The organism is Streptomyces sp. NPDC057474 (assembly GCF_042802555.1).
In the GTDB taxonomy this organism is placed as follows: domain Bacteria; phylum Actinomycetota; class Actinomycetes; order Streptomycetales; family Streptomycetaceae; genus Streptomyces.
In genome coordinates this window covers 1-18,326 of sequence record NZ_JBHVDX010000209.1, presented here as the reverse complement: position 1 = coordinate 18,326, position 18,326 = coordinate 1, and the positions used below count along the sequence as shown (strand labels likewise).

General features: G+C 69.5%; 23 protein-coding genes. 15 read left to right on the top strand and 8 right to left on the bottom strand.

Annotated elements, in window-relative coordinates; all coding sequences use genetic code 11:
- Positions 1 to 51 precede the first annotated feature (51 nt).
- The 4 genes from ACFU53_RS38110 (at position 52) to ACFU53_RS38095 (ending at position 1,993) form a co-directional block, all read left to right on the top strand.
- Positions 52 to 339, top strand: coding sequence for a hypothetical protein (locus ACFU53_RS38110; RefSeq protein ID WP_384003451.1), 288 nt, complete (start codon positions 52 to 54; stop codon positions 337 to 339).
- Positions 340 to 404: 65 nt separating this feature from the next.
- On the top strand, positions 405 to 782 hold the full coding sequence (locus tag ACFU53_RS38105) for a hypothetical protein (protein WP_384003448.1): 378 nt from the start codon (positions 405 to 407) through the stop codon (positions 780 to 782).
- Between the two features lie 20 nt (positions 783 to 802).
- Entirely contained in the window at positions 803 to 1,465 is a 663-nt protein-coding gene (locus tag ACFU53_RS38100) for a hypothetical protein (protein ID WP_384003445.1), read from the top strand.
- A 138-nt stretch (positions 1,466 to 1,603) separates the two neighbouring features.
- Entirely contained in the window at positions 1,604 to 1,993 is a 390-nt protein-coding gene (locus tag ACFU53_RS38095; protein WP_384003442.1) for a hypothetical protein, read from the top strand.
- Positions 1,994 to 2,085: 92 nt separating this feature from the next.
- Here the strand turns inward: ACFU53_RS38095 and ACFU53_RS38090 are convergent, their stop codons facing one another.
- Positions 2,086 to 2,409, bottom strand: a complete 324-nt coding sequence (locus ACFU53_RS38090; RefSeq protein WP_384003439.1) for a hypothetical protein — start codon at positions 2,407 to 2,409, stop codon at positions 2,086 to 2,088.
- Positions 2,410 to 2,542: 133 nt separating this feature from the next.
- Complete coding sequence (locus tag ACFU53_RS38085; RefSeq protein WP_384003436.1) at positions 2,543 to 2,938, bottom strand: DUF3592 domain-containing protein; 396 nt, start codon at positions 2,936 to 2,938, stop codon at positions 2,543 to 2,545.
- 78 nt (positions 2,939 to 3,016) lie between these two features.
- On the opposite strand from ACFU53_RS38085, the gene ACFU53_RS38080 reads away from it, so the two are divergent.
- The 9 genes from ACFU53_RS38080 to ACFU53_RS38040 all read left to right on the top strand — a co-directional run bounded on the left by ACFU53_RS38080 (position 3,017) and on the right by ACFU53_RS38040 (position 10,170).
- A complete protein-coding gene (locus ACFU53_RS38080) occupies positions 3,017 to 3,667 on the top strand; it encodes a hypothetical protein (protein ID WP_384003433.1) in 651 nt (216 codons plus the stop codon).
- A 44-nt stretch (positions 3,668 to 3,711) separates the two neighbouring features.
- Complete coding sequence (locus ACFU53_RS38075; protein ID WP_384003430.1) at positions 3,712 to 4,770, top strand: hypothetical protein; 1,059 nt, start codon at positions 3,712 to 3,714, stop codon at positions 4,768 to 4,770.
- Between the two features lie 109 nt (positions 4,771 to 4,879).
- On the top strand, positions 4,880 to 5,719 hold the full coding sequence (locus ACFU53_RS38070) for a hypothetical protein (RefSeq protein ID WP_384003427.1): 840 nt from the start codon (positions 4,880 to 4,882) through the stop codon (positions 5,717 to 5,719).
- A complete protein-coding gene (locus ACFU53_RS38065; RefSeq protein WP_384003425.1) occupies positions 5,706 to 8,150 on the top strand; it encodes a hypothetical protein in 2,445 nt (814 codons plus the stop codon). Before ACFU53_RS38070 ends, ACFU53_RS38065 begins: the two co-directional genes overlap by 14 nt.
- Positions 8,140 to 8,511: a hypothetical protein gene (locus ACFU53_RS38060; RefSeq protein ID WP_384003422.1), complete on the top strand. Its 372-nt coding sequence runs from the start codon at positions 8,140 to 8,142 to the stop codon at positions 8,509 to 8,511. Before ACFU53_RS38065 ends, ACFU53_RS38060 begins: the two co-directional genes overlap by 11 nt.
- Positions 8,502 to 8,702, top strand: coding sequence for a hypothetical protein (locus ACFU53_RS38055; protein ID WP_384003419.1), 201 nt, complete (start codon positions 8,502 to 8,504; stop codon positions 8,700 to 8,702). Before ACFU53_RS38060 ends, ACFU53_RS38055 begins: the two co-directional genes overlap by 10 nt.
- A gap of 110 nt (positions 8,703 to 8,812) precedes the next feature.
- Positions 8,813 to 9,670, top strand: coding sequence for a peptidoglycan-binding protein (locus ACFU53_RS38050; protein ID WP_384003416.1), 858 nt, complete (start codon positions 8,813 to 8,815; stop codon positions 9,668 to 9,670).
- A 19-nt stretch (positions 9,671 to 9,689) separates the two neighbouring features.
- A complete protein-coding gene (locus ACFU53_RS38045; protein ID WP_384003413.1) occupies positions 9,690 to 9,923 on the top strand; it encodes a hypothetical protein in 234 nt (77 codons plus the stop codon).
- Positions 9,910 to 10,170, top strand: a complete 261-nt coding sequence (locus ACFU53_RS38040) for a hypothetical protein (protein ID WP_384003410.1) — start codon at positions 9,910 to 9,912, stop codon at positions 10,168 to 10,170. Before ACFU53_RS38045 ends, ACFU53_RS38040 begins: the two co-directional genes overlap by 14 nt.
- Before the next feature lie 87 nt (positions 10,171 to 10,257).
- Here the strand turns inward: ACFU53_RS38040 and ACFU53_RS38035 are convergent, their stop codons facing one another.
- From ACFU53_RS38035 to ACFU53_RS38025, 3 genes are all read right to left on the bottom strand, one after another.
- Complete coding sequence (locus tag ACFU53_RS38035) at positions 10,258 to 10,854, bottom strand: phosphoribosyltransferase (protein WP_384003407.1); 597 nt, start codon at positions 10,852 to 10,854, stop codon at positions 10,258 to 10,260.
- A gap of 166 nt (positions 10,855 to 11,020) precedes the next feature.
- Positions 11,021 to 11,905 carry a DNA-processing protein DprA gene (locus tag ACFU53_RS38030; protein ID WP_384003402.1) on the bottom strand — a complete coding sequence of 295 codons (885 nt, stop codon included), beginning with the start codon at positions 11,903 to 11,905 and terminating at the stop codon, positions 11,021 to 11,023.
- Between the two features lie 101 nt (positions 11,906 to 12,006).
- Positions 12,007 to 12,498 carry an ATP-binding protein gene (locus ACFU53_RS38025; protein ID WP_384003399.1) on the bottom strand — a complete coding sequence of 164 codons (492 nt, stop codon included), beginning with the start codon at positions 12,496 to 12,498 and terminating at the stop codon, positions 12,007 to 12,009.
- A 222-nt stretch (positions 12,499 to 12,720) separates the two neighbouring features.
- Between ACFU53_RS38025 and ACFU53_RS38020 the strand changes: the two genes are divergently transcribed.
- Both ACFU53_RS38020 and ACFU53_RS38015 read left to right on the top strand, forming a co-directional pair.
- Positions 12,721 to 13,569: a helix-turn-helix domain-containing protein gene (locus tag ACFU53_RS38020; protein ID WP_384003396.1), complete on the top strand. Its 849-nt coding sequence runs from the start codon at positions 12,721 to 12,723 to the stop codon at positions 13,567 to 13,569.
- Positions 13,570 to 13,580: 11 nt separating this feature from the next.
- Positions 13,581 to 13,799, top strand: a complete 219-nt coding sequence (locus ACFU53_RS38015) for a DUF397 domain-containing protein (protein ID WP_384003393.1) — start codon at positions 13,581 to 13,583, stop codon at positions 13,797 to 13,799.
- Here ACFU53_RS38015 and ACFU53_RS38010 read toward each other — a convergent pair.
- The 3 genes from ACFU53_RS38010 to ACFU53_RS38000 all read right to left on the bottom strand — a co-directional run bounded on the left by ACFU53_RS38010 (position 13,775) and on the right by ACFU53_RS38000 (position 18,322).
- Positions 13,775 to 14,647: a hypothetical protein gene (locus tag ACFU53_RS38010; protein WP_384003389.1), complete on the bottom strand. Its 873-nt coding sequence runs from the start codon at positions 14,645 to 14,647 to the stop codon at positions 13,775 to 13,777. The two genes, ACFU53_RS38015 and ACFU53_RS38010, sit on opposite strands and share 25 nt — an antisense overlap.
- Positions 14,648 to 14,810: 163 nt before the next feature.
- A complete protein-coding gene (locus ACFU53_RS38005) occupies positions 14,811 to 15,992 on the bottom strand; it encodes an acyltransferase (RefSeq protein ID WP_384003386.1) in 1,182 nt (393 codons plus the stop codon).
- Complete coding sequence (locus tag ACFU53_RS38000) at positions 15,989 to 18,322, bottom strand: glycosyltransferase (protein ID WP_384003454.1); 2,334 nt, start codon at positions 18,320 to 18,322, stop codon at positions 15,989 to 15,991. The genes ACFU53_RS38005 and ACFU53_RS38000 overlap by 4 nt, the downstream gene beginning before the upstream one ends.
- Positions 18,323 to 18,326: the final 4 nt, after the last annotated feature.

Genomic DNA, 18,326 nt, shown 5'->3' with positions numbered 1-18,326 from the left:
CCGCACCTCCTGTGGTGCATCAACTCACGTTCTACGACAAGGAGTCACTCCATGGCATTCGACGTCGGCGCCGCCCGTGCCCAGCGGCAGGAGGCGCTCGGTCGCGCCTGGTCCTTCACCATCGAGGGGGACACCTTCACGCTCCCCACCGAGCTGACCCGCAAGACCGCGCGCACCCTGCGCGACCTCGACGACAACGACGTGGACGGCCTGCTGCGCGCGCTTCTGGGCGACGCCCAGTACGAGCGTTTCGACCGCCTCGACGTCACCATGCAGGACATCGCCGCGATCATGGAGGCGTACGGCAAGGAGACCGGGCTCGGCCTGGGGGAAGGCTGAGCCTCGGCGAGTTCGTCGATGAACACGCCGAGGCCCTCGAAGCGGACCTGCTCCGCCAGTACGGCGTGGACCTGCTCGACTGGCACCGCGGCCGGCTCTCCTCCCGTCGGCTCGCGGTGCTGGTCAAGCACCTGCCACGCGACAGCGCGACCCTCCAGGAACTCCACGGCGAGGTCTCCCTCTGGTCCGTCACCGACTACCTGCTGGCGTCCGTCGTCGACCAGCTCGCGGAGGCGAACTGGATGTTCGCCACGGTGAACCGGGACGAGGACGCGGAGCCGCTGGACTACCCGGAGCCGGTGCCGCGCCCGGTGACGGCGGAGAGCGAACAAACCGGACTTCCCTCCACGGCGGCCGCGTCGCCCTCCGGCGCGTCACCGCCTGCGGCCGCCGAGCCGGTCCGGAACCCGACACCCACCGAACTCGCCCAGTTCTTCTCTTGAGCCAAGGAGCGATCCCTCCCATGACCCTCTACACCCCACTCGGCGGGCTGCCGTATCCGCAGCCCACCGACGTCGCGAACCTCCCACTCCACCTCCAGTCCCTGGCCGAGGGGATCGACGGCCGTACGGTCCTGCGGTACGCGACCGCCGCCGACCGGGACGCCGCGATCACCACCCCGGCCGCCGGCATGGTCGCCTGGCTGACCAGCCCCGGCACGCTCAGCTACTACACCGGCTCGGTCTGGGTGGCGATGGGCGCCTGGAACACCTACACACCGACCTGGACTGCCTCGACGACCAACCCGGCGATCGGCAACGGGACGGCGACCGGCAAGTACGCGATCGTGGGCAAGACCTGCCACTTCACGATGCTGATGCAGTTCGGCTCGACGACGACCTACGGCAGTGGCGACTACTTCATCGGCTACCCCGTGAAGGCTGGCGCGCTGGGCGGGCTGCCGCAGCACCAGGGCGTCGCGACCAGCGGTTCGGGCAGCAGCGCGGGCCGCGCGATGATCAGTTGCCAGCCGACCGCGAACAGCAACGCGACGACATACACGCTGTGGGGTCCGGCCTCGGCCACGACCTCCCACCTCGGCCAGCTCACCAACAGCGGGCTGCTCGGGTATGCCTGGACGAACACCAACTTCATCCGCATCGGAGGCTCGTACGAGGTGGCGTGAGCTCGGCCTACGGCGTGAGGTGGCCGGGAACCGCCTCCGTTTTGCCCTGGCCACCACAAGCACTTCGGGTATCCTGCGAGGTGCAATCGAGCATATGTTCGAAGCACATGTGTGAAGTCTGCGGGGAGTGGGGGCCGAGTGACGAACAACGAGGGCGAGGCATGGGGCGGCGTCGAGCTGGACAGAGCCGAGGCCGAACTGCGGCAGGTCCTTGCCGTACGCATGCAGCGGGCCGTCCCCGCGGACCTGGTCGTCACCACCCGGACCGAGATCGAGAAGCGCGAGTTCAAGGCGTACGGGCAGGGCTGGCGGGACCGCGGCGAACACGAGGACCAGCGGCGCCGGTCCGCGGCCGCCCTCCGCAGTCAGAGCCAGGGCCCGGGGCCGGGGCCGGCCGCACCGCCCCGCCGCGACGCCGGTGGCAAGATCCTCCCGTTCCCCCAGCAAACGCCTCCGCCGGCCGCGTCCCCGCACCCGCATCCCCATCCGCCGTCCGCCCGCCCGCACCCGTCGGACGACGACTCGTAGGACTCGTAGGACTCGTAGGACATCTCACGCACCGTCGGCCCGCCGCAGGACAGGACGTACACGCGTCCACGGTTCGGCGGCGGGCACACGTGTCAATGGTCAAAAAAATCCCGGCGGTCCGGCCGCCGGGATGACCCACGTTCGAGCTTCGGGACGGTCGGCGACTTCGACCGAGCGCTCTTCTCGACGAATCGAGGCCGCCGCGACTGCAGGGGCAACGACGCCAGGGCGTCGTTCCAGCCATGCGCACAGGCGGCGAACTCCCGCCGCTCCATCTCGGCCGCGGTGAACAGCACGACTTCCGACCCACCGTGCGCCCGCACCAGCCTGGCCAACTCGTCGCCGAGTAACGCGACATCCGCATCCGGAGCCGCTTCGCCCTCCGCGTCAAGCTCCGTACCGCACTCCCCGTCCACGTAAGCACATTTCGTCACAAGGCGGTCGCGGTCCGGGGCCGAGCCGACACACGGGATCCCCGGCGACAGTTCTGGCGTGACAGTTCTGGCGTTCTTCCACGACGGAGGAGACCTCCGAAATCGCGCCGCCCGTTCAGATCCCGATGGCCAGGAATACCGCGGCGCCGGCCAAGAACAAAACGCCGAGCACGATCAGGGCATTGAAACGCGGACGGTTTCCCGGGTCATGGGCAGCGGCTCTCGACACCTGCCTGAGGTCAGTCGGGTCGTAGACGATCTCGAACGGATCCCCTACCGCGACCGGTGCTTGCTCAGCCGGGAGGGCCAGGGAAACCTGCCTCGTCGCGCCATCCTGCGACGTGTACGCGACGACCACACCAGCGGGCGTCGACCGGCCGGGCTTGAAGATCTTCTCTTCCACGATCCCGGTGGCGAACACCGCGTTGCGCCACCTCCGTAGGTCGTTGCGGAGGATCACCACACCCAGCGCCAGAAAAATCAGACCAATGAACCCGAATCCGTACGACATCTCGGCCCCTCCCCCTTGCCGGCTGCCCCGCTGATATCACCACGCCGACCTTACCGCGCACGCCACTGGAGGTGAGACATGTCAGAGAAAGATCCAGAGATCTCCCGTATCGACGGCGAACTCGGTTCCATCCGAAAGAGCATGAACGGAGCCGGAAACAAGGACTCCATCGATAATCGACTCAAGCAGCTGGAGGAAAAGAAATACGTCCTCAAGCATGAATTCAACGAATACAAGGCGGAAGTCACCGGTTTCGTCAGCGACTGGAAGGGATTGGCGCTCGAAGTCGTGGCGGCCAAGCTCGCCTGGGACATCATCAAGATCGAACTTCCCTCGGTCCTGAAACTGAACGAGGAAGCACTCCTCAAGCGGCTGAACCTCAGGTACACCGACGATCCGGAAAACGCCAGACTCATCCATCGCCTGGAACGAATTCCCCGGCCGGAGCCGACACCGACGCCGACGCCGACGCCACAGCAGACGAACACCCCCACTCCCACACCCGCCACAAGGCCGACGAACGGCACCCCCGGACAGTCGGCGAACGGCCGCACGACCACTCCCGCGCCCGTCACCAACCCCACCCCACCTCGTCGTACGGCACCCGGCACCACGCCCACCACGGGCGAAACCCGACGCGCGGTCGGCGAAGCCCGAGGGGCCACTGACGAGACAAACCGATTGAACACGGCCGCCGGCGGGCTCAGGCGGACGATGGACGGCCGCTGACGAACCCTGACAGGCCACACGAACATCTCCGGAGGTGAATCCCCATGAGTCTCAAACAAGCCGTGCTGAACGTGTCCGCGAGCCTGCAGGGCATGCGCGGAAAGCTCGACACGACGACTCGCGGTATGAGTGCGCTGCAGAAGGGGGCGGCGGCAGCCGCGAGTCCCCTTGCGCAGTTGAAGAACGGGAGCGGGCAGACAGCCACTTCGGTCGGGAAGCTCCGAACCGCCGCCAACAACAGTGACAGCGCCGTCCGAAAGCTCAACACAGGGCTTCGCACAGTGGACGGTTCGTTCGCCAAGTCCAAGAGCGGCACCGACAAGCTCAAGTCCTCCCTCGACAAGCTCAAGTCCTCCGCCAACACCACCAGGACAGCGCTCCAGGGCGTCAAGAAGCAGGCCGACGCCGTCGAGAAGTCGGTGGGGAAGGCCGGGAAGAACGCCGACAAGGGCGGGAAGTCGATGGGAAGTCTGGGCAAGGGGCTCAAGGGGGCCTCGCTCGCTCAGAAGGGGCTGAATCTGGCCATGGCGGCGAGTCCGTTCGGGCTGATCATGACCTTGCTCGGGCCCCTCATCGCCCAGTTCGTCAACATGGACAAGGTCGCCGCCCTCGTGAAGCGCGGGCTCGTCGCCGCCTGGAGTGCGATCAAGAACGCCTCGTCGTCGGCGGCGAAGATGCTCGGGCCGCTGTTCAAGGGCGTCGTGAACGGGTTCATGCTGCCGTCGCGGATGCTGATCCGGGGGCTGAACGCGCTGATCGGCTCGCTGAACCGGGTCAAGATCAAGGTGCCGGACTGGGTTCCGGTGATCGGTGGCAAGGGGTTCCAGTTCAACCTGCCGACGCTCCCCGTCCCGCAGCTCGCCAAGGGCGGCATCGTCCAGGCCCGTTCCGGCGGCACGCTCGCGCTGCTCGGTGAGGCCGGCGAGCACGAGGCGGTCATCCCACTCTCCAAGCTGGAGCGGATGCTCGGCTCCGGCGGCGGTCTGCGCACCCTCGCCTCCGCCGTGGAACGGCTCGCCGACCGGCCCGTCGTCATCCAGGTCGACTCCCAGGAGATCGCCCGCGCGGTGTTCCTCGGCCAGCGGCAGCTCGCCCGCCGGTAACGACTCCGGGTTCGGCAACGCCTTCATCAGCAGCAGTCGATGGCATTCGGCGATCAGCCGCCGCCATCGGCTTTTTCATGCCCTCAACCGCCCACCACCAGGGGACATCATGGGAAATCTCTGGATCGGCCCGCCCGGTTCCATGCACGAGATCGATCAGGCGGCCAAGTCCTTCGACCGCACCGCCGACCTCGGCGTCAGCGAGTTCAAGTCGCTCGGCGGCCGGGTCACCGTCACCCGTAACCTCGCGCCCGTACGCCGGATCAAGCTGGCCTGGGACCTGCTCCCACCGGCGCACGCCCGGGCGCTCGACCGGATCGCCCGGCGTGTGGACGGCTCGCTCACGCCGACCGTGTTCCTCGTGGACCCGGCCGCCGGCAATGTGCTCACCGCGGGCCAGGCCCTCGGTCAGGGCCTGAAGGGCGCCACGGACATCGCCGGCCTCGCCCAGTGGTTCGCGACCGCGTCCGGCACGGTCGCCGAGAGCACGACGGCGCCCGGCACATTCACGTTCACCGCGACGGCGGCGACCGGTGCCGTGGCCTGGCGTTGCGTCGGCACCGTCGGCAACTTCCCGGTCTCGCCGGGGCTCCAGGTCTCGTTCCAGGCGCCGACCGCGATCGCCGCGCTCAGCACGGAGAGTGTCGGCCTGGACTTCAAGAAGGCCGACGGCACGTACATCAGTACGGTCTCCGCCTCCGGCCCGCTGGTCACCGGCAACGTTCCGGCCGGCGCCGCGTACGTCACACCGACCTGCATGCCGGGCACGGCGGGCACGTACTCCCTCACCGGCGCCTGCCTCACCTACGGCGGTACGGCGGCGGCGGGCGTCCCGGGCGACGGACTGCCGCCGATGGCCGTGACCGGTTACAGCGACACGCCCGGCCGGCCGCTCCCGTTCCGCAACTTCGGTCTCGACCTCGTGGAGGTGTCCAGTGCAGCCGGCTGACGACGCCAACGAGTCCGCTCTCGCGGCCGGTGAGCGCACCACCACCCACACCACCCGCCTCGGCGGCAAGGACGTCTCGGCGCAGGTCCAGTCGTGGCAGGTGGAGCGTTCGTACGCGACCGATCTGCCCGCCGCGATGCGGGCCTTCTCCGGCTCCTCCGCCGCCCAGTTGCAGGTGCAGCTGTCCGGTGCGGCCGGGAAGTCGGCGCCCGAGATGTACTCCCCGTGGGCCGACCGGGCCACCGGGGACGTCGTACGCCCCGGCCAGTCCGTCGTCCACGAGAACGGGGTCGGCGGCGCGAAGCTCCCGGCGTTCCGGGGCACCGTTCGCTCCCGTTCCACCACCTCCGGCACCGACAGTGCGCAGGTCACCGCGCTGGACGGGGCGGAACGACTGCGTGGACCGGCCGTCCTGCCGAAGCCGTACGCCGGGTTCCTGTGGAAGAGCGGCCGCCCGGTGTCGTCCGCGACCTGGTGCGTGTCGGAGCTGCTGCGCCAGGGCGGCGCGTACGCCTGCCCGCCGCCCCGGTACCCGGACTTCGTCGAGGGCCGGCCGCTGACCCTGGTGTATGCCTCGCTGCACGGCGGGTTCAGCACCCCGTACGGGCAGCCGGAGCACGTGCCGCCCGCCGACAGCTATGTCTTCAGCCGGCAGGGCGCGCCGCACGAGATGGCACTGGTGCCCAAGGGGCCGCAGCTGAAGGCGAGCTGGTTCCCACGCGGCCGGGTGACGGTACCCGGCAGCAGGATCCTCGTCGAGGCCTGGGTGAACAACGCGGTCGCGTACGGCGACCTCGACGACGACGCGGTGCCCAGCAACAGCGACCGGGTCACCCTCCAACTGCAGTTGAACCGCAACGGCTCGGCCACCGGCTATCTGGAGCTGGTGGTCGACTTCGCCGAGGGCTGGGCGCGCATCTACTCCTCGGACACGGCCGACGGCTGGTACTTCCAGTGGTCCGGCATCAGCGAACCGACCCTGCGCGGCATCTGGCAGCAGCGCGGGGTCTGGCACATCGGCGCCTTCTTCGACACCAGCTCCACCGGCACCAGCGTCTACCCGACGGTCCGGCCCCAGCTGACCGCCCCCGACGGCACCCAGTTCCTCGGTACGCCGGCGACGTACACGGACTCCTCGGCGCTCCAGCCGGCCTCGGAGCTCCGGCAGGTCAGCCTCTTCACGGACATGCCGACCGAGTGCGTCCAGGTCACCAGTGGCATGGCGGCCATGCCGGGCCCGGCGGAGTTCTCACAGACCGGGGACCACGCCTGGACCAAGAGCGTCGAACTCGACGACGTCATCCTGCCGTTGATCGTGCTGCCCCGGGTGACCGGTTCGCAGTGGGAGGTGATCTCGCAGATCGCCAAGGCGAGCATGTCGACCGCCGAGATCGACGAGCGGGGCGTCTTCCGCTGGCGGAACTACTCCCGGTTCGCCACGAAACCGACCGTCGCCGACCTCACGCTCACCAGCGTGCGGGAGATCGCGTCGCTCACCGCGACCGAGGAGATCGACGCCTGCCGCAACTACTGCATCCAGCCGTACAAGGACTGGACCGGTATCACCGGGCCGGTCACCGGCACGACGTTCACCGACACGGTCGTCCGTACGATCCCGGCCAGTACGACGACCACCGTCAAGTACCTGATGGCGGACGACGAGTACGACGTCAGCCCGCCCGGCACGGACGACGACTCCGTCACCGAGCCGGGCACGAACGTCCGCTTCGGCACCGCCGCCACCGGCGGAACCTCGGTCAAGGGGGCCGTGGACCTCCTGGTCCGCCGTGAGGACGGCTATCTCGTCGTCCGGTTCGCCAACCGCAGCACGCAGACCCTCTACACGGCCACGAAGACCGGCACCCCGTCGTTCTTCCTCCAGACGCTGAAGCCGTCCGCCGACCCGGTGGAACGCCAGGCCATCGCCTACCTGGAGAATCCCGCGAACGACCCGGCCGGGGTCGCCAGCGAGAAGTTCTACGGCCGTCAGGAGTACACCGCCGAGACCACCGACTGGGTCCAGGACGCGTCCACCGCCTCCGCCCTCGCCCACGCGATGCGGGACGCGGGTGTCCTGCCCGTGCCGGTCATCGGTGACGTGGACGTGCTGTACGACCCCCGGATCCAACTCGGGGACGTCGTACGGGTGGTGGACACCACCGGTGCCGCGCTCGACACCCTCGCCTGGGTCGTCGGCATCCGTACCTCGGCCACGGCCGACGGCGGTGTGCAGCAGACCCTGACCCTGCGTGGTGTCGACCCCGGCCCCCTGCCGGAGGACTTCCAGCTCACCCCCGACGCGCCGAGCGACCCGGTGACGGTGACGTACGCGACGTACGCCTCCGTCACGAGCACCTTCCCGACCCACGCGGTGCTGACCGCGTCCGGGCTGACCTGGGGAGAGATCAAGGAGTCCGCACATGTCCGATAACAGTTCGGAGGCGGTGCCGGTGGTGCTGGCCGAGGAGCAGCTGCTACGGCTGGCCTCGGCCGTGGCGACCAGCCTCACCGCGTACTTCGAGGCGAAGGAGGAGGAGGTCACGGTGGTGGCCGCCGCTCCCGTGGAGGTGACCGTCACCGAGAACCCGCCCGAGGAACGGCCCGAGCCCGCCGAGCCCGAGGAGGACGAGGAGGACGAGGTGATCGCCTCGCCGGACGCGGCGGACGGACGGAGCACGACGGAGGTGGAGACGCCCCCCGTGGCGGAGCCCGACCCGGACGGCGTGACCGAGACCGGGACCGGCGCCGCGAGCGAACCCGTGACCGAGGCGACCGCAGCTCGGTGTTCCTGACCTCCACGATCGACCGCTGCGCCATGCTCCTCGGCACGGACCGCGTGTCGACGTCGAGTCAGTTCCTGGTCTCGGGCCGCACGGCGGGCACGGCCTACTCGGCGACCCCGACGTACTGGTCGGCGGTGCCCACGAGCACGAACACGGCCAGCTACGACAACCGCTTCATCAGGGTCGATCCCGTTCTCTGAGCCCCTCCCCCGATCCCCCTTCCACGAGAGCCCAGCCCCGGTACGCCGCTCCCCCGCGGCGCACCGGGGCTTTCTCCTGCCCGACCTCCTGCCCGAAAGGAAACAGGCCCATGGCCACACCCCTCTCCGCCGCCGCCTTCGAGGCGGCCCTGCGCGCCGAAGGCGTCATGCTCAAGAAGCACGGCAACTGGTCCACCCACAACCGCGACACCGTCGGCGCCTGGGGCCCGGCCCAGGGCGTGATGCTGCACCACACGGCGGGCCGCGACAGCATCGCCCTGTGCCGAACCGGCATGACCGGCCTCCCGGGCCCCCTGTGCATCGCGGTCATCGCGAAGGACGGCACGGTCCACCTGGTCGGCTACGGCCGCACCAACCACGCCGGCCGCGGCGCGTCGGCCACGTACAACGCCGTACGGAACGCTACGACGATCCCGTCCCGCCCGGGCGCGGACGCGGTCGACGGCAACGCGCACTTCTACGGCTTCGAGATCGAGAACCTCGGCAACGGCCGCGACCCCTACCCGGACGCCCAGCTGGCGGCCGTGGAGAAGGTCGCGGCGGCGGTGTGCCGGGCGCACGGCTGGGCCGCGTCCCGGGTCATCGGCCACAAGGAGTGGACGACCCGGAAGATCGACCCGACGTTCTCGATGGCGGGGATGCGGACGAAAATCGCGAAGCGCCTGAGCAGAACGACGACCGGAGGCACGGAGACGGTCTCGTACGAACCCTTCCCGGGCGCCGCGTTCTTCGCCACCGGCCGCCGCAGCGCGGTCGTCACCGCCATGGGCAGGCGGCTCGTGGCCGAGGGATGCGGTCGCTACGAGGTGGGCCCCGGCCCGTCCTGGACCGCCGCCGACCGCCGCTCGTACGCCGCCTGGCAGCACAAGCTCGGCTACTCCGGCACCGACGCGGACGGCATCCCCGGCCGCGCCAGCTGGGACAAACTGCGCGTCCCCCGCACCTGAACGGAGGTTGAGGACAACGATGACCGACTCGAACCGCAGAGCGGTACGTACGGCGTTGCAGGCGCTGTTGGCGGTGGCGGCCGCCGTCCCGCTGCTCGCCGGCACCCCTGGAGTGGCCGATCTCCCCGGCTACGCCACGCTGGTGGTCGCGGCCACGGCGTTCAGCCGACTGATGTCCGTGCCGTCGGTGGAACGACTGCTTCCACCGTGGCTCAAGGCCGGGACCGAAGGGGGCGCCGATGGTGAGCAGTGACGAACGGGCCTCCGTGGCCCTGGAGTTGGAGCGGCTGCGGCGCGCCGTGGACGTCGGCTTCGCGACCACCCGGGGCGACCTCGCCCTCCTCCTCCAACGCGCCGACCAGACCGACAAGACCCTCTCCGAGCACGAGGACCGCCTGGACGCCCTGGAACGCTCCCGCTGGCCCCTCCCGTCACTCGCCGCGGTGACGTCCTGCTCGGCCCTGGCCGTGACGGTGTGGTCGGCGACGACCGGGAAGTAGGGGCACAGCGGTGGGGGTGGACCGCAGTCTTCGGCCCACCCCCACACGCCCGCGTTGTCCTGGTCCGAGACGAGACCGGGGGAGTGTTCAGCCGTGTTGCCAGGGCCGGAGCGTGCAGACGTCCCAGGAGAAGCGGCGCAGACGCGCCTGCTCGACATGCGTGGCGGTGTCGCCGAAGGTGGTGTTGAGATGGCGCCCGAGAACGACGACGGCCACACTGCCTGCACCGGAGGACTTTAAAGCTGCCGCTGCGGACTGGACATGGTGGCCGGTGGCCCAGGTGTCGTCGATGAGCAGGACGTTCTCACCCCAGAGCGCCGATGAGGTGTAGCGCGCGGGGGAAGCGGTACGGCCGAGGGCGGTCGCGTTCGGCGTCGGTGTGAGCAGGTCTCGGTAGCGGTCGCGGGTGACGCCGACGACGTCGGCCACCATGGTGCGCAGGGGATGACCTTCGCGCCCGCTGGTGCTGGGAACGGTGGTGACCACGCCGAAGCCGGGGACCGCGCAGTGGGCCGCGACGCAGACTTCGTGCAGGGCGAGGAAACGCCACAGGACGGCCGCAAGGCCCATCTGGAAGTACTGCCGCTGGGGCCCTGTGGTGTTCTTGTAGCGCCACAGCTCATTGGCGTACTGCTCGTTCTTGAGGGCCAGGCTCACCGGGACCACGGCGTCGGCGACCCCCACACCGAGGATCTTTCTGGCCTTGCCACACTGCCAGCAGGTGGGATAGCCGGGTTTCGCAGGACCTCGGCATACCTGACACACGCCCGTGTCCGGCAGTAAAGGGTGAACCAGGAAGTTGGCGTAGCGGGCGGACAGCCCCTCAACGGTTGCCACCCGGATCCGCCTCTTACGCCCAGGTCAGCTCGCCCGTGGCGGGGACGAGGGAGTCGAGGTGGTCGAAGACGTCGGCCGGGCCGTCGATGACGGTCGTGTTCGGTCGACTCGCGTACTCCCTCGCCCATTCGTGAGTCATGAGAGAGCGCATGAGGAAGACCCGGCGGCCGTGTTCCAGGGCGAGGCGGGCCTGCATGCGAGCCCCGCTGCGGTACGCCGCCTCGACCACTACCGTGGCCAGGCTGTAGCCGCTCATCACAGCGTTGCGCATGGGGAACGACGCCTTCGAGGGCGGCGTGTCCGGCCAGAACTGGGAGAGCACCAGTCCTCGCTCCGCGATCTCCTGCTGCAGGCGGGCGTTCTGCGCCGGGTAGGCGCGGTGCAGGCCGGTGCCGACAACCGCGACCGTCCGGCCGCCGACTGCGAGCGCGGTGCCGTGTGCTGCCGTGTCGATTCCGGCGGCCAGGCCACTGACCACCGTGACTCCGCGTTCGGCAAGTCCCCCGGAGATGGCGCGAGCGTGGGCGATTCCCTCCGGCGTGGGGGTGCGAGTGCCGACGACGGCGACCCGTAGGTCGTCCTCGACAGCGGTGCCGCGCAGGAACAGGAAAGGTGGCCGCTGATGGACCAGCCGCAGGTAGAGCGGATAGTCCTCGTCGAGGATCGTTACCAGGCGCATGCCCTCGCGCTCCCACGCGGCGATCTCCGCAGCGACGGCTTCCAGATCCACGACGGGCCCAGTGTCGAACAGAGCGCCCTGGCCCGAGGCGTCGAGCGCGCTCTCCAGGACCTCGCTGGCGCTTCCGACGGTCTCGATCTGGTCGGTCAGCTCGGGCCAGGGGCGGCCGCCGCGCCGCAACAGTGCGACGAGTGCGGCTCGCTCCAGGTCCTGGTCCATGGCTTGAGTATAGGGACGGCTCCCTGACCGGACGCCCCGCGGAGGAGATGCGCCGCCCTGGCCGACGGTCACTCCTACGACGATTGCGACGCGATCCGTAATCAGACAGCTACGCATCGAGACTCCACCTCTGCGCCGCCCAGCTCGAACCACATCAGCTTCCCTCCACCCGTCCCGAGGCTCCCGCCCTCCACCGGCCAGCACCCCCATCGGTCGGCGCACTGCCGGATGAGGAAGAGGCCTCGGCCGTGGTCGATGTCCGTCGAGGGCGGGGGTGGGACCGGTACGGCGTCGGGGTCGCCGAACGGAGGCGGGACGTACGCGCTGTCGTCCCAGACGAAGACACGCAGCCGCCCGCCACCGAGGGCGACCAGGCGTACGGAGGAGGGGCCCTTCGTGTGCTGGTACACGTTGGTGACCAGCTCCGAGGTCAGCAGTTCGGTGACGTCGACGATCTCGTGGAGGCCGTGGCTCGACAGGATGGCCCGCACGGTCACGCGGGCGATACGGGCGGCGCGGGGGTCACAGGGCAGACGGAGGGCGTACTTCCAGCATTCGGGCGAACGGGAGTCGAGCGGGGATACGGTGACCATGAACGTCTCCGGGGAGGAAGGGAACTTGGACTTGCTCAACGGCGGCGTCGTGCGGTGGCAGTGCCCGAGTAGGTGCGCTTCCGGCTTACGGGCCGGGCCAGTTGAGCCGTACAGATTCACCGTAGCGGAGGCGATGTGAAAATTAACATCGATCTAGCGCTAGAGTTCACAATTACCTCCTGTGGGTGACCACAGAGGCACGGCATAGACGAGAGAGGCCCAGTGCCGCCCAGTACCCCCACCCTGCGCCAGCAGCGCCTGGGTGCCGAACTGCGCAAACTGAGGGAGCACGCAGGGCTGACGTCCAGCGCCGCCGCAGGGCTGCTCGGCGTCAAGCAGGCGCAGATCAGCAGCATCGAGTCAGGCCGATACGCCGTCAGCGCCGATCGTGTGCGCACGTTCGCCCGTACCTACAGCTGTGCCGATCCGGCCCTTGTAGACGCCCTGGCCGCGATGACCGGAGGCCGTACGCGCGGCTGGTGGGATGAGTACCGGGAGCACCTCCCCGTCGGCCTGATCGACCTCGCGGAACTGGAGCACTACGCCACCGAGTTGCGCGTGGCCCTGGTCATTCACGTCCCCGCCCTGCTACAGACCACGGACCATGCCCGCGCCCTCTTCCGTGGCGTGTTCCCTCCCCTGCAGCAGTACGAGATCGAGCACCGGCTCACCCATCGCATCAAGCGGCAGGGCATCCTCCACCGGGCGGAACCCACTCCGTACACGGCGACGATCCACGAAGCAGCGCTGAGAATGGGATTCGGCGGCCGAGACGTCGCCGTCAAACAGCTCCGGCACATCATCGACACGAGCGAACTCGCCCATGTCACCGTCCGAGTCGTCCCCTTCGGCAGGGAAAGCTTCCACGGCACCGGCCAGGGCATCGACTACGTGGCGGGAGCCGTGCGCCAACTCGACAGCGTGCAGCTGGACACCCATCACGGCTGCGAGTTCCTCGACGGCGAGGCCCAGTTGAGCAAGTACCGAGCAGTGGTGGACCACATGGAGGCGAACGCCTTGAGCCCCGAAGCATCGCGCGACTTCATCCACCGCGTCGCGCACGACCTCTGAGAGGCCCCGGCATGTCCACCATCCACTGGCAGAAGTCCACCTACAGTGGCGACGCCTCCAACTGCGTCTACGTCGCCACCGCCCCCACCGGAGACATCCTCCTCCGCGAAAGCGACACCCCCGCCACCATCCTCACCACCACCCCACCCCCCCTCCGCTCCCTCATACAGACCCTCAAGGGAGCGGAGAGGCGAATCAGCCGGGGTCAGCTCGACGACTCGCCCACATAGCTGAGCGTGTCCGTACCGCCCGCCTCCCAGGTGATGACCACGTCGTCGCCGGACCGGCGGACCGTGGCGAAGGTGATGTCGTCGTCGCTGACGTCCGCCGAGGCCATGGGGGTGAGGGCCATGCGGAAGTTGTTGTCGTCGCGGTACTTGCCGACGCCGGTCATGATGCCCTTGCCGCCGACCATGTCGATGTAGGACAGCGGGTGCTGGCCCTTGCTCTCCCCGGCGGTCTGCGCGGCGCCGATCGTCAGGGTGCGGGCCTCGTCGTCCTGCCACTGACCTTCGACGCCCTTGGCCGGCGCGGTGGACGAACCACCGTCGTCCAGACCGCCGTCGGGCGTGTCCGTGGCCTCCTCCGTGGCCTCGTCCGTGGCTTCCTCGGACGGGCTCTCGGACTCGCTCGCCTGCGCCGACACGCTCTGCCGGGGCTTGGCCGTGTCGGTGTCGTCCCCGTTGCCGGTGAGGAGGAAGACGCCGCCGCCGATCACCGCGAGCGCCGCCACGGCGGCCACGATGATCAGCGCGACTTTGCCGCCGCTACCGCCGGAGGGCGGGGGTGGCGGCGGGTAACCCCCGTACTGGGGGCCGTAGTTGGGTGCCCCCGGTGCCCCCGGCATACCCGGCGCCCCGTACGGCGGCTGCCCGCCGCCCCCGTACGGCTGCTGCGGAGCCGTCGCGTACGGCTGCTGCGGAGCCGTGGCGTACGGGTTCGGCGGCTGGCCGGGGACCTGGCCCGGGGCCGACGGCTGCCCGGGCACCGGCGGGGGCGTGTACGGCCCCGGGTACGGCTGCTGCGGCGGCTGGGCACCGTAACCGTCGTACGGCGGCTGGCCGGGAGGCTGAGTCATCGGCGGGTGTCACTCCTCGAGTCGCTTCGGCGAGGCAATACGTGCGAGAACACCTGCCTCAAGCGAGCCCAACATCCACCACCCGCTCAGCCGTACGCAAGTGCGTATCCCGGTTGGTTACCGGGTCAATACATGACCGAGCGCACGCAACGGACCATCCGCGTCAGTGCCTGCTCGGGGCCCTCCCACGATCCGCACTTCTCGGCCACAATCTCGGCTTCCGGCGCGCCGCCAGATCCTCCGCCCAGCCGAAGGTGACGACGCAGCAGGCGATGAGCAGCCAGGTCACGACCAGCACGGGCCAGACGCTCTCCAGGAGCCACGGGACGTTCTGTTCGAGGAACGCCACGCTCCACAGCCGGTCCCACTGGGTCGCGGCGATCAGGATGCAGGTGTTGTGCCAGAGATAGATCGTCACCGCACGGGAGTTGAGGAGACCGATCACTCCGTCCCAGCGGCGCAGCCGGTCCGGCCACTCCTGCCACGACGGGCTGATGTGCAGCAGCAGCGCCACCGTGGCGACGGACCAGAGGGCCTGGGCGAACGGCATGCTGTCCAGGTCGTTGCCGTCGCCGAAGTCGTGGTTCAGGGCGTACCAGAGGCCGACCAGGGCGATCGCCGGGGCCACGGACGGGACGATGTACCGCGGGAGGCGCTTGAGCATGCCCTCCTGGTGGGCCATGCCGAGGATCCAGCAGGCGCCGAAGGTGCTGAAGTCCGTCATCCCCGAGGAGAACCGCTCGCCCGGCAGCTCCAGCAGACCCAGCTCGAACACCCCGGCCAGCGCGATCGGCGCGAAAACCGTCACCACCGGCACCGCCCGCAACGCGCGGAGCAGCAGCGGGGACAGGACGACGTACCAGAGGTAGGCGCGGACGTACCAGAGGGGTCCGGCCAGTTCCACGGCCCAGTCCGCGCCGATGAGGCCGTGCACTCCGGGCAGGCCCTCGGCGTACGGCGGGTCGCTGATCGGGAGGATCCAGAACGTGAGGTGGAACCACCACCAGACGGGGTGCCCGTCCGCGTCCGGCCCCCAGCCCTGGACCACCATCCCCGTCACGCCCACGACGCCCAGCAGCCACACCGGCGGCAGCAGTCGGCGGAGCCGGCCCCGGATGACCCCCAGTGCCGGGCGCTTCAGCGAGCGCGCCATGAGGTTGCCGGCGAGCGCGAACATCACGCCCATGGAAGGGAAGAGGAGCGGCAGCCAGGCCCAGCCGGTGAGGTGGTAGAGGACCACCCGGAAGAGGGCGAGGGCCCGGAGGAGGTCGAAGTAGCGGTCCCGGCCGGGAGCGGCCGGGGCGGGCGGGGTCTGCGGCGTGGAGTCCTGCGTGAGCGTGCTCATCCGACCGGCCTCCGCTCCCCGGACTGCTGCTGGGGCACATACGCCTCTTGCGGTGCGCCCGGCAGCCCCACGGCCCCGGTTCGCCGCAGCTTCTGCCAGCGCAGCCGGCCGCCGGTCAGGGCCGTGATCCACGACTGCAGCAGGACGACGTACATGAGCTGGCGGTAGAGGATCTGCTGGAGCGGCAGCGAGATCAGGTGGGTCATGCGCTCCTTGTCGAGGCGGAACGCCAGCGCCGCGCACACGACCTGGACGGCCAGGACGCCCAGCCAGGCGCCGATCGTCTTCTCCGTCGGCCCGAAGACGAGCCCGTAGAGCAGGAACACGTCGATGAGCGGGGCCAGCAGGGGCGCCACGACCATGAACAGCGACACCAGCGGCAGGCCCACGCGCCCGAAGCGGCCGGAGGCGCCCCGGTCGAAGAGCGAGCCCCGGTGCTTCCAGATCGCCTGCATGGTGCCGTACGACCAGCGGTAGCGCTGCGACCACAGCTGCTGGACGGATTCCGGGGCCTCGGTCCAGGCCCGCGCGTTCTCGGCGTACACGACGTGCCAGCCGTCGCGATGCATGGCCATGGTGATGTCGGTGTCCTCGGCGAGGGTGTCCTCGCTCATGCCGCCGACGCGTTCGAGGGCCTCGCGCCGGAACGCCCCGACCGCGCCGGGGATCGTCGGCATGCAGCGCAGGATGTCGTACATCCGGCGGTCGAGGTTGAAGCCCATCACGTACTCGATGTGCTGCCAGGCGCCGATCATGGTGTCCCGGTTGCCCACCTTGGCGTTGCCCGCGACCGCGCCGACGCGGGGGTCGGCGAAGGGCTGGACCAGCTCACGGACCGTGGACTGTTCGAAGACCGTGTCGCCGTCCATCATGACGATGATCTCGTGCCGGGCGTTGGCGATGCCCCGGTTGAGGGCGGCCGGCTTGCCCGCGTTGAGCTGCCGTACGACGCGGACGCCCGGCAGGTCCTTGCCCAGCTCCTCGACGATGCCGGCCGTGCCGTCGCTGGAGCCGTCGTCGATGACCAGCACCTCGATGGGGTGGTCGCTCGCCACCAGCGAACGGACCGTCATCTCGATGCACTTGGCCTCGTTGTACGCCGGGACGAGCACCGACACCGGTTCGGTGACGGGCCCGTCCGGGCCCCAGCGGAAATTGCGTCGCCTGACCTTGCGGGCGTGCGCGATCGACAGGATCAGCATCAGGCCGAAGCGGGCGAGGACGAGGACGCCGACGACCGCGAGGGCGACGACGAGGACGCTCGTCGTCTTCTCCGACACCTGCACCAGCGTCACCCAGACCTTGCCCTTCACCAGGCCGAGGCCGCTGACCGGGGTGTGCGCGCTGGGAGCATTCAGGGCGCCGGTCAGGGTGTCGAACTTGTAGCCCTTGACCTGGAGTTGGGCGATGTACCGGTCCAGCGCGGCGACGGTCTGCGAGCGGTCGCCGCCGGAGTCGTGCATCAGCACGACCGCGCCCTCGCCGCGCTCGGGCGTGGACCGGCGGATGATCACGTCGACGCCCGGCCGTTTCCAGTCCTGGCTGTCCGTGTCGCTGACGACGGTGATGTAGCCGCGGCTGCCGATGTACTGCGTCACCGGCCACGTCCGGTTGTCCATGCGCTCCGAGAATGAGGAGTACGGCGGCCGGAACAACGAGGTGCGGATGCCGGCGGCGCCGGCGAGCGCGAGCTGGTTCTGGGACAGCTCCCAGTCGATGCGGTCCTTGGTCTGGAGCGAGAGATCCGGGTGGTTGAAGGAGTGCAGGCCGATCTCGTGGCCCTCGTCGACCATGCGCCGGACCAGGTCCGGGTAGCGGGAGGCCATGGTGCCGGTGATGAAGAAGACGGCCTTGGCCTCGTGCTTCTTCAGCATGTCGAGGACCTTGGGGGTCCACTTGGGGTCCGGCCCGTCGTCGAACGTCAGGACCAACTCGTAGTCGGGGACTTCGAGGCTGATCTGGCGGCCCGAGCGGGTGTCGATCACGGGCCCGCCCTTCAGTATCTTCTTCGGCACCCGGTCGTTCGACACGGGCGGCCCGACCCGGTGGTCCGCGAGGATCTCGCTGTGCACGTATCCGCGCAGCATCAGCATGGCCATCAGGGCGAGAAGCAGCACGCAGGGCAGCAGATGGCGCAGCGGCACCCGCCGCCCTGAACGCTTCTGCCGGCTCTTCCGCGATCGCTTCGGGGAGCCGTTCGCCGTGCCGCCGGCCGTGCCGCCGGCCGTGTTTTCGGGCGTGCCGCCCTCGGGGCTCTTCGATGAACGTGGTGAGCGGGTATGGCGCTTGGCGGCACGCGAAGGCGTGCCGCCGCGCTTGGAGCGGGTCATCAGG

What these genes read in the sequence shown, in the direction of transcription:
- ACFU53_RS38110 (WP_384003451.1), top strand. Translation starts at nt 52, where the DNA reads ATGGCATTCGACGTCGGCGCCGCCCGTGCCCAGCGGCAGGAGGCGCTC.
- ACFU53_RS38100 (WP_384003445.1), top strand. Translation starts at nt 803, where the DNA reads ATGACCCTCTACACCCCACTCGGCGGGCTGCCGTATCCGCAGCCCACC.
- ACFU53_RS38085 (WP_384003436.1), bottom strand. Translation starts at nt 2,938, where the DNA reads ATGTCGTACGGATTCGGGTTCATTGGTCTGATTTTTCTGGCGCTGGGT.
- ACFU53_RS38080 (WP_384003433.1), top strand. Translation starts at nt 3,017, where the DNA reads ATGTCAGAGAAAGATCCAGAGATCTCCCGTATCGACGGCGAACTCGGT.
- ACFU53_RS38075 (WP_384003430.1), top strand. Translation starts at nt 3,712, where the DNA reads ATGAGTCTCAAACAAGCCGTGCTGAACGTGTCCGCGAGCCTGCAGGGC.
- ACFU53_RS38070 (WP_384003427.1), top strand. Translation starts at nt 4,880, where the DNA reads ATGGGAAATCTCTGGATCGGCCCGCCCGGTTCCATGCACGAGATCGAT.
- ACFU53_RS38060 (WP_384003422.1), top strand. Translation starts at nt 8,140, where the DNA reads ATGTCCGATAACAGTTCGGAGGCGGTGCCGGTGGTGCTGGCCGAGGAG.
- ACFU53_RS38050 (WP_384003416.1), top strand. Translation starts at nt 8,813, where the DNA reads ATGGCCACACCCCTCTCCGCCGCCGCCTTCGAGGCGGCCCTGCGCGCC.
- ACFU53_RS38045 (WP_384003413.1), top strand. Translation starts at nt 9,690, where the DNA reads ATGACCGACTCGAACCGCAGAGCGGTACGTACGGCGTTGCAGGCGCTG.
- ACFU53_RS38040 (WP_384003410.1), top strand. Translation starts at nt 9,910, where the DNA reads ATGGTGAGCAGTGACGAACGGGCCTCCGTGGCCCTGGAGTTGGAGCGG.
- ACFU53_RS38030 (WP_384003402.1), bottom strand. Translation starts at nt 11,905, where the DNA reads ATGGACCAGGACCTGGAGCGAGCCGCACTCGTCGCACTGTTGCGGCGC.
- ACFU53_RS38025 (WP_384003399.1), bottom strand. Translation starts at nt 12,498, where the DNA reads ATGGTCACCGTATCCCCGCTCGACTCCCGTTCGCCCGAATGCTGGAAG.
- ACFU53_RS38015 (WP_384003393.1), top strand. Translation starts at nt 13,581, where the DNA reads ATGTCCACCATCCACTGGCAGAAGTCCACCTACAGTGGCGACGCCTCC.
- ACFU53_RS38010 (WP_384003389.1), bottom strand. Translation starts at nt 14,647, where the DNA reads ATGACTCAGCCTCCCGGCCAGCCGCCGTACGACGGTTACGGTGCCCAG.
- ACFU53_RS38005 (WP_384003386.1), bottom strand. Translation starts at nt 15,992, where the DNA reads ATGAGCACGCTCACGCAGGACTCCACGCCGCAGACCCCGCCCGCCCCG.
- ACFU53_RS38000 (WP_384003454.1), bottom strand. Translation starts at nt 18,322, where the DNA reads ATGACCCGCTCCAAGCGCGGCGGCACGCCTTCGCGTGCCGCCAAGCGC.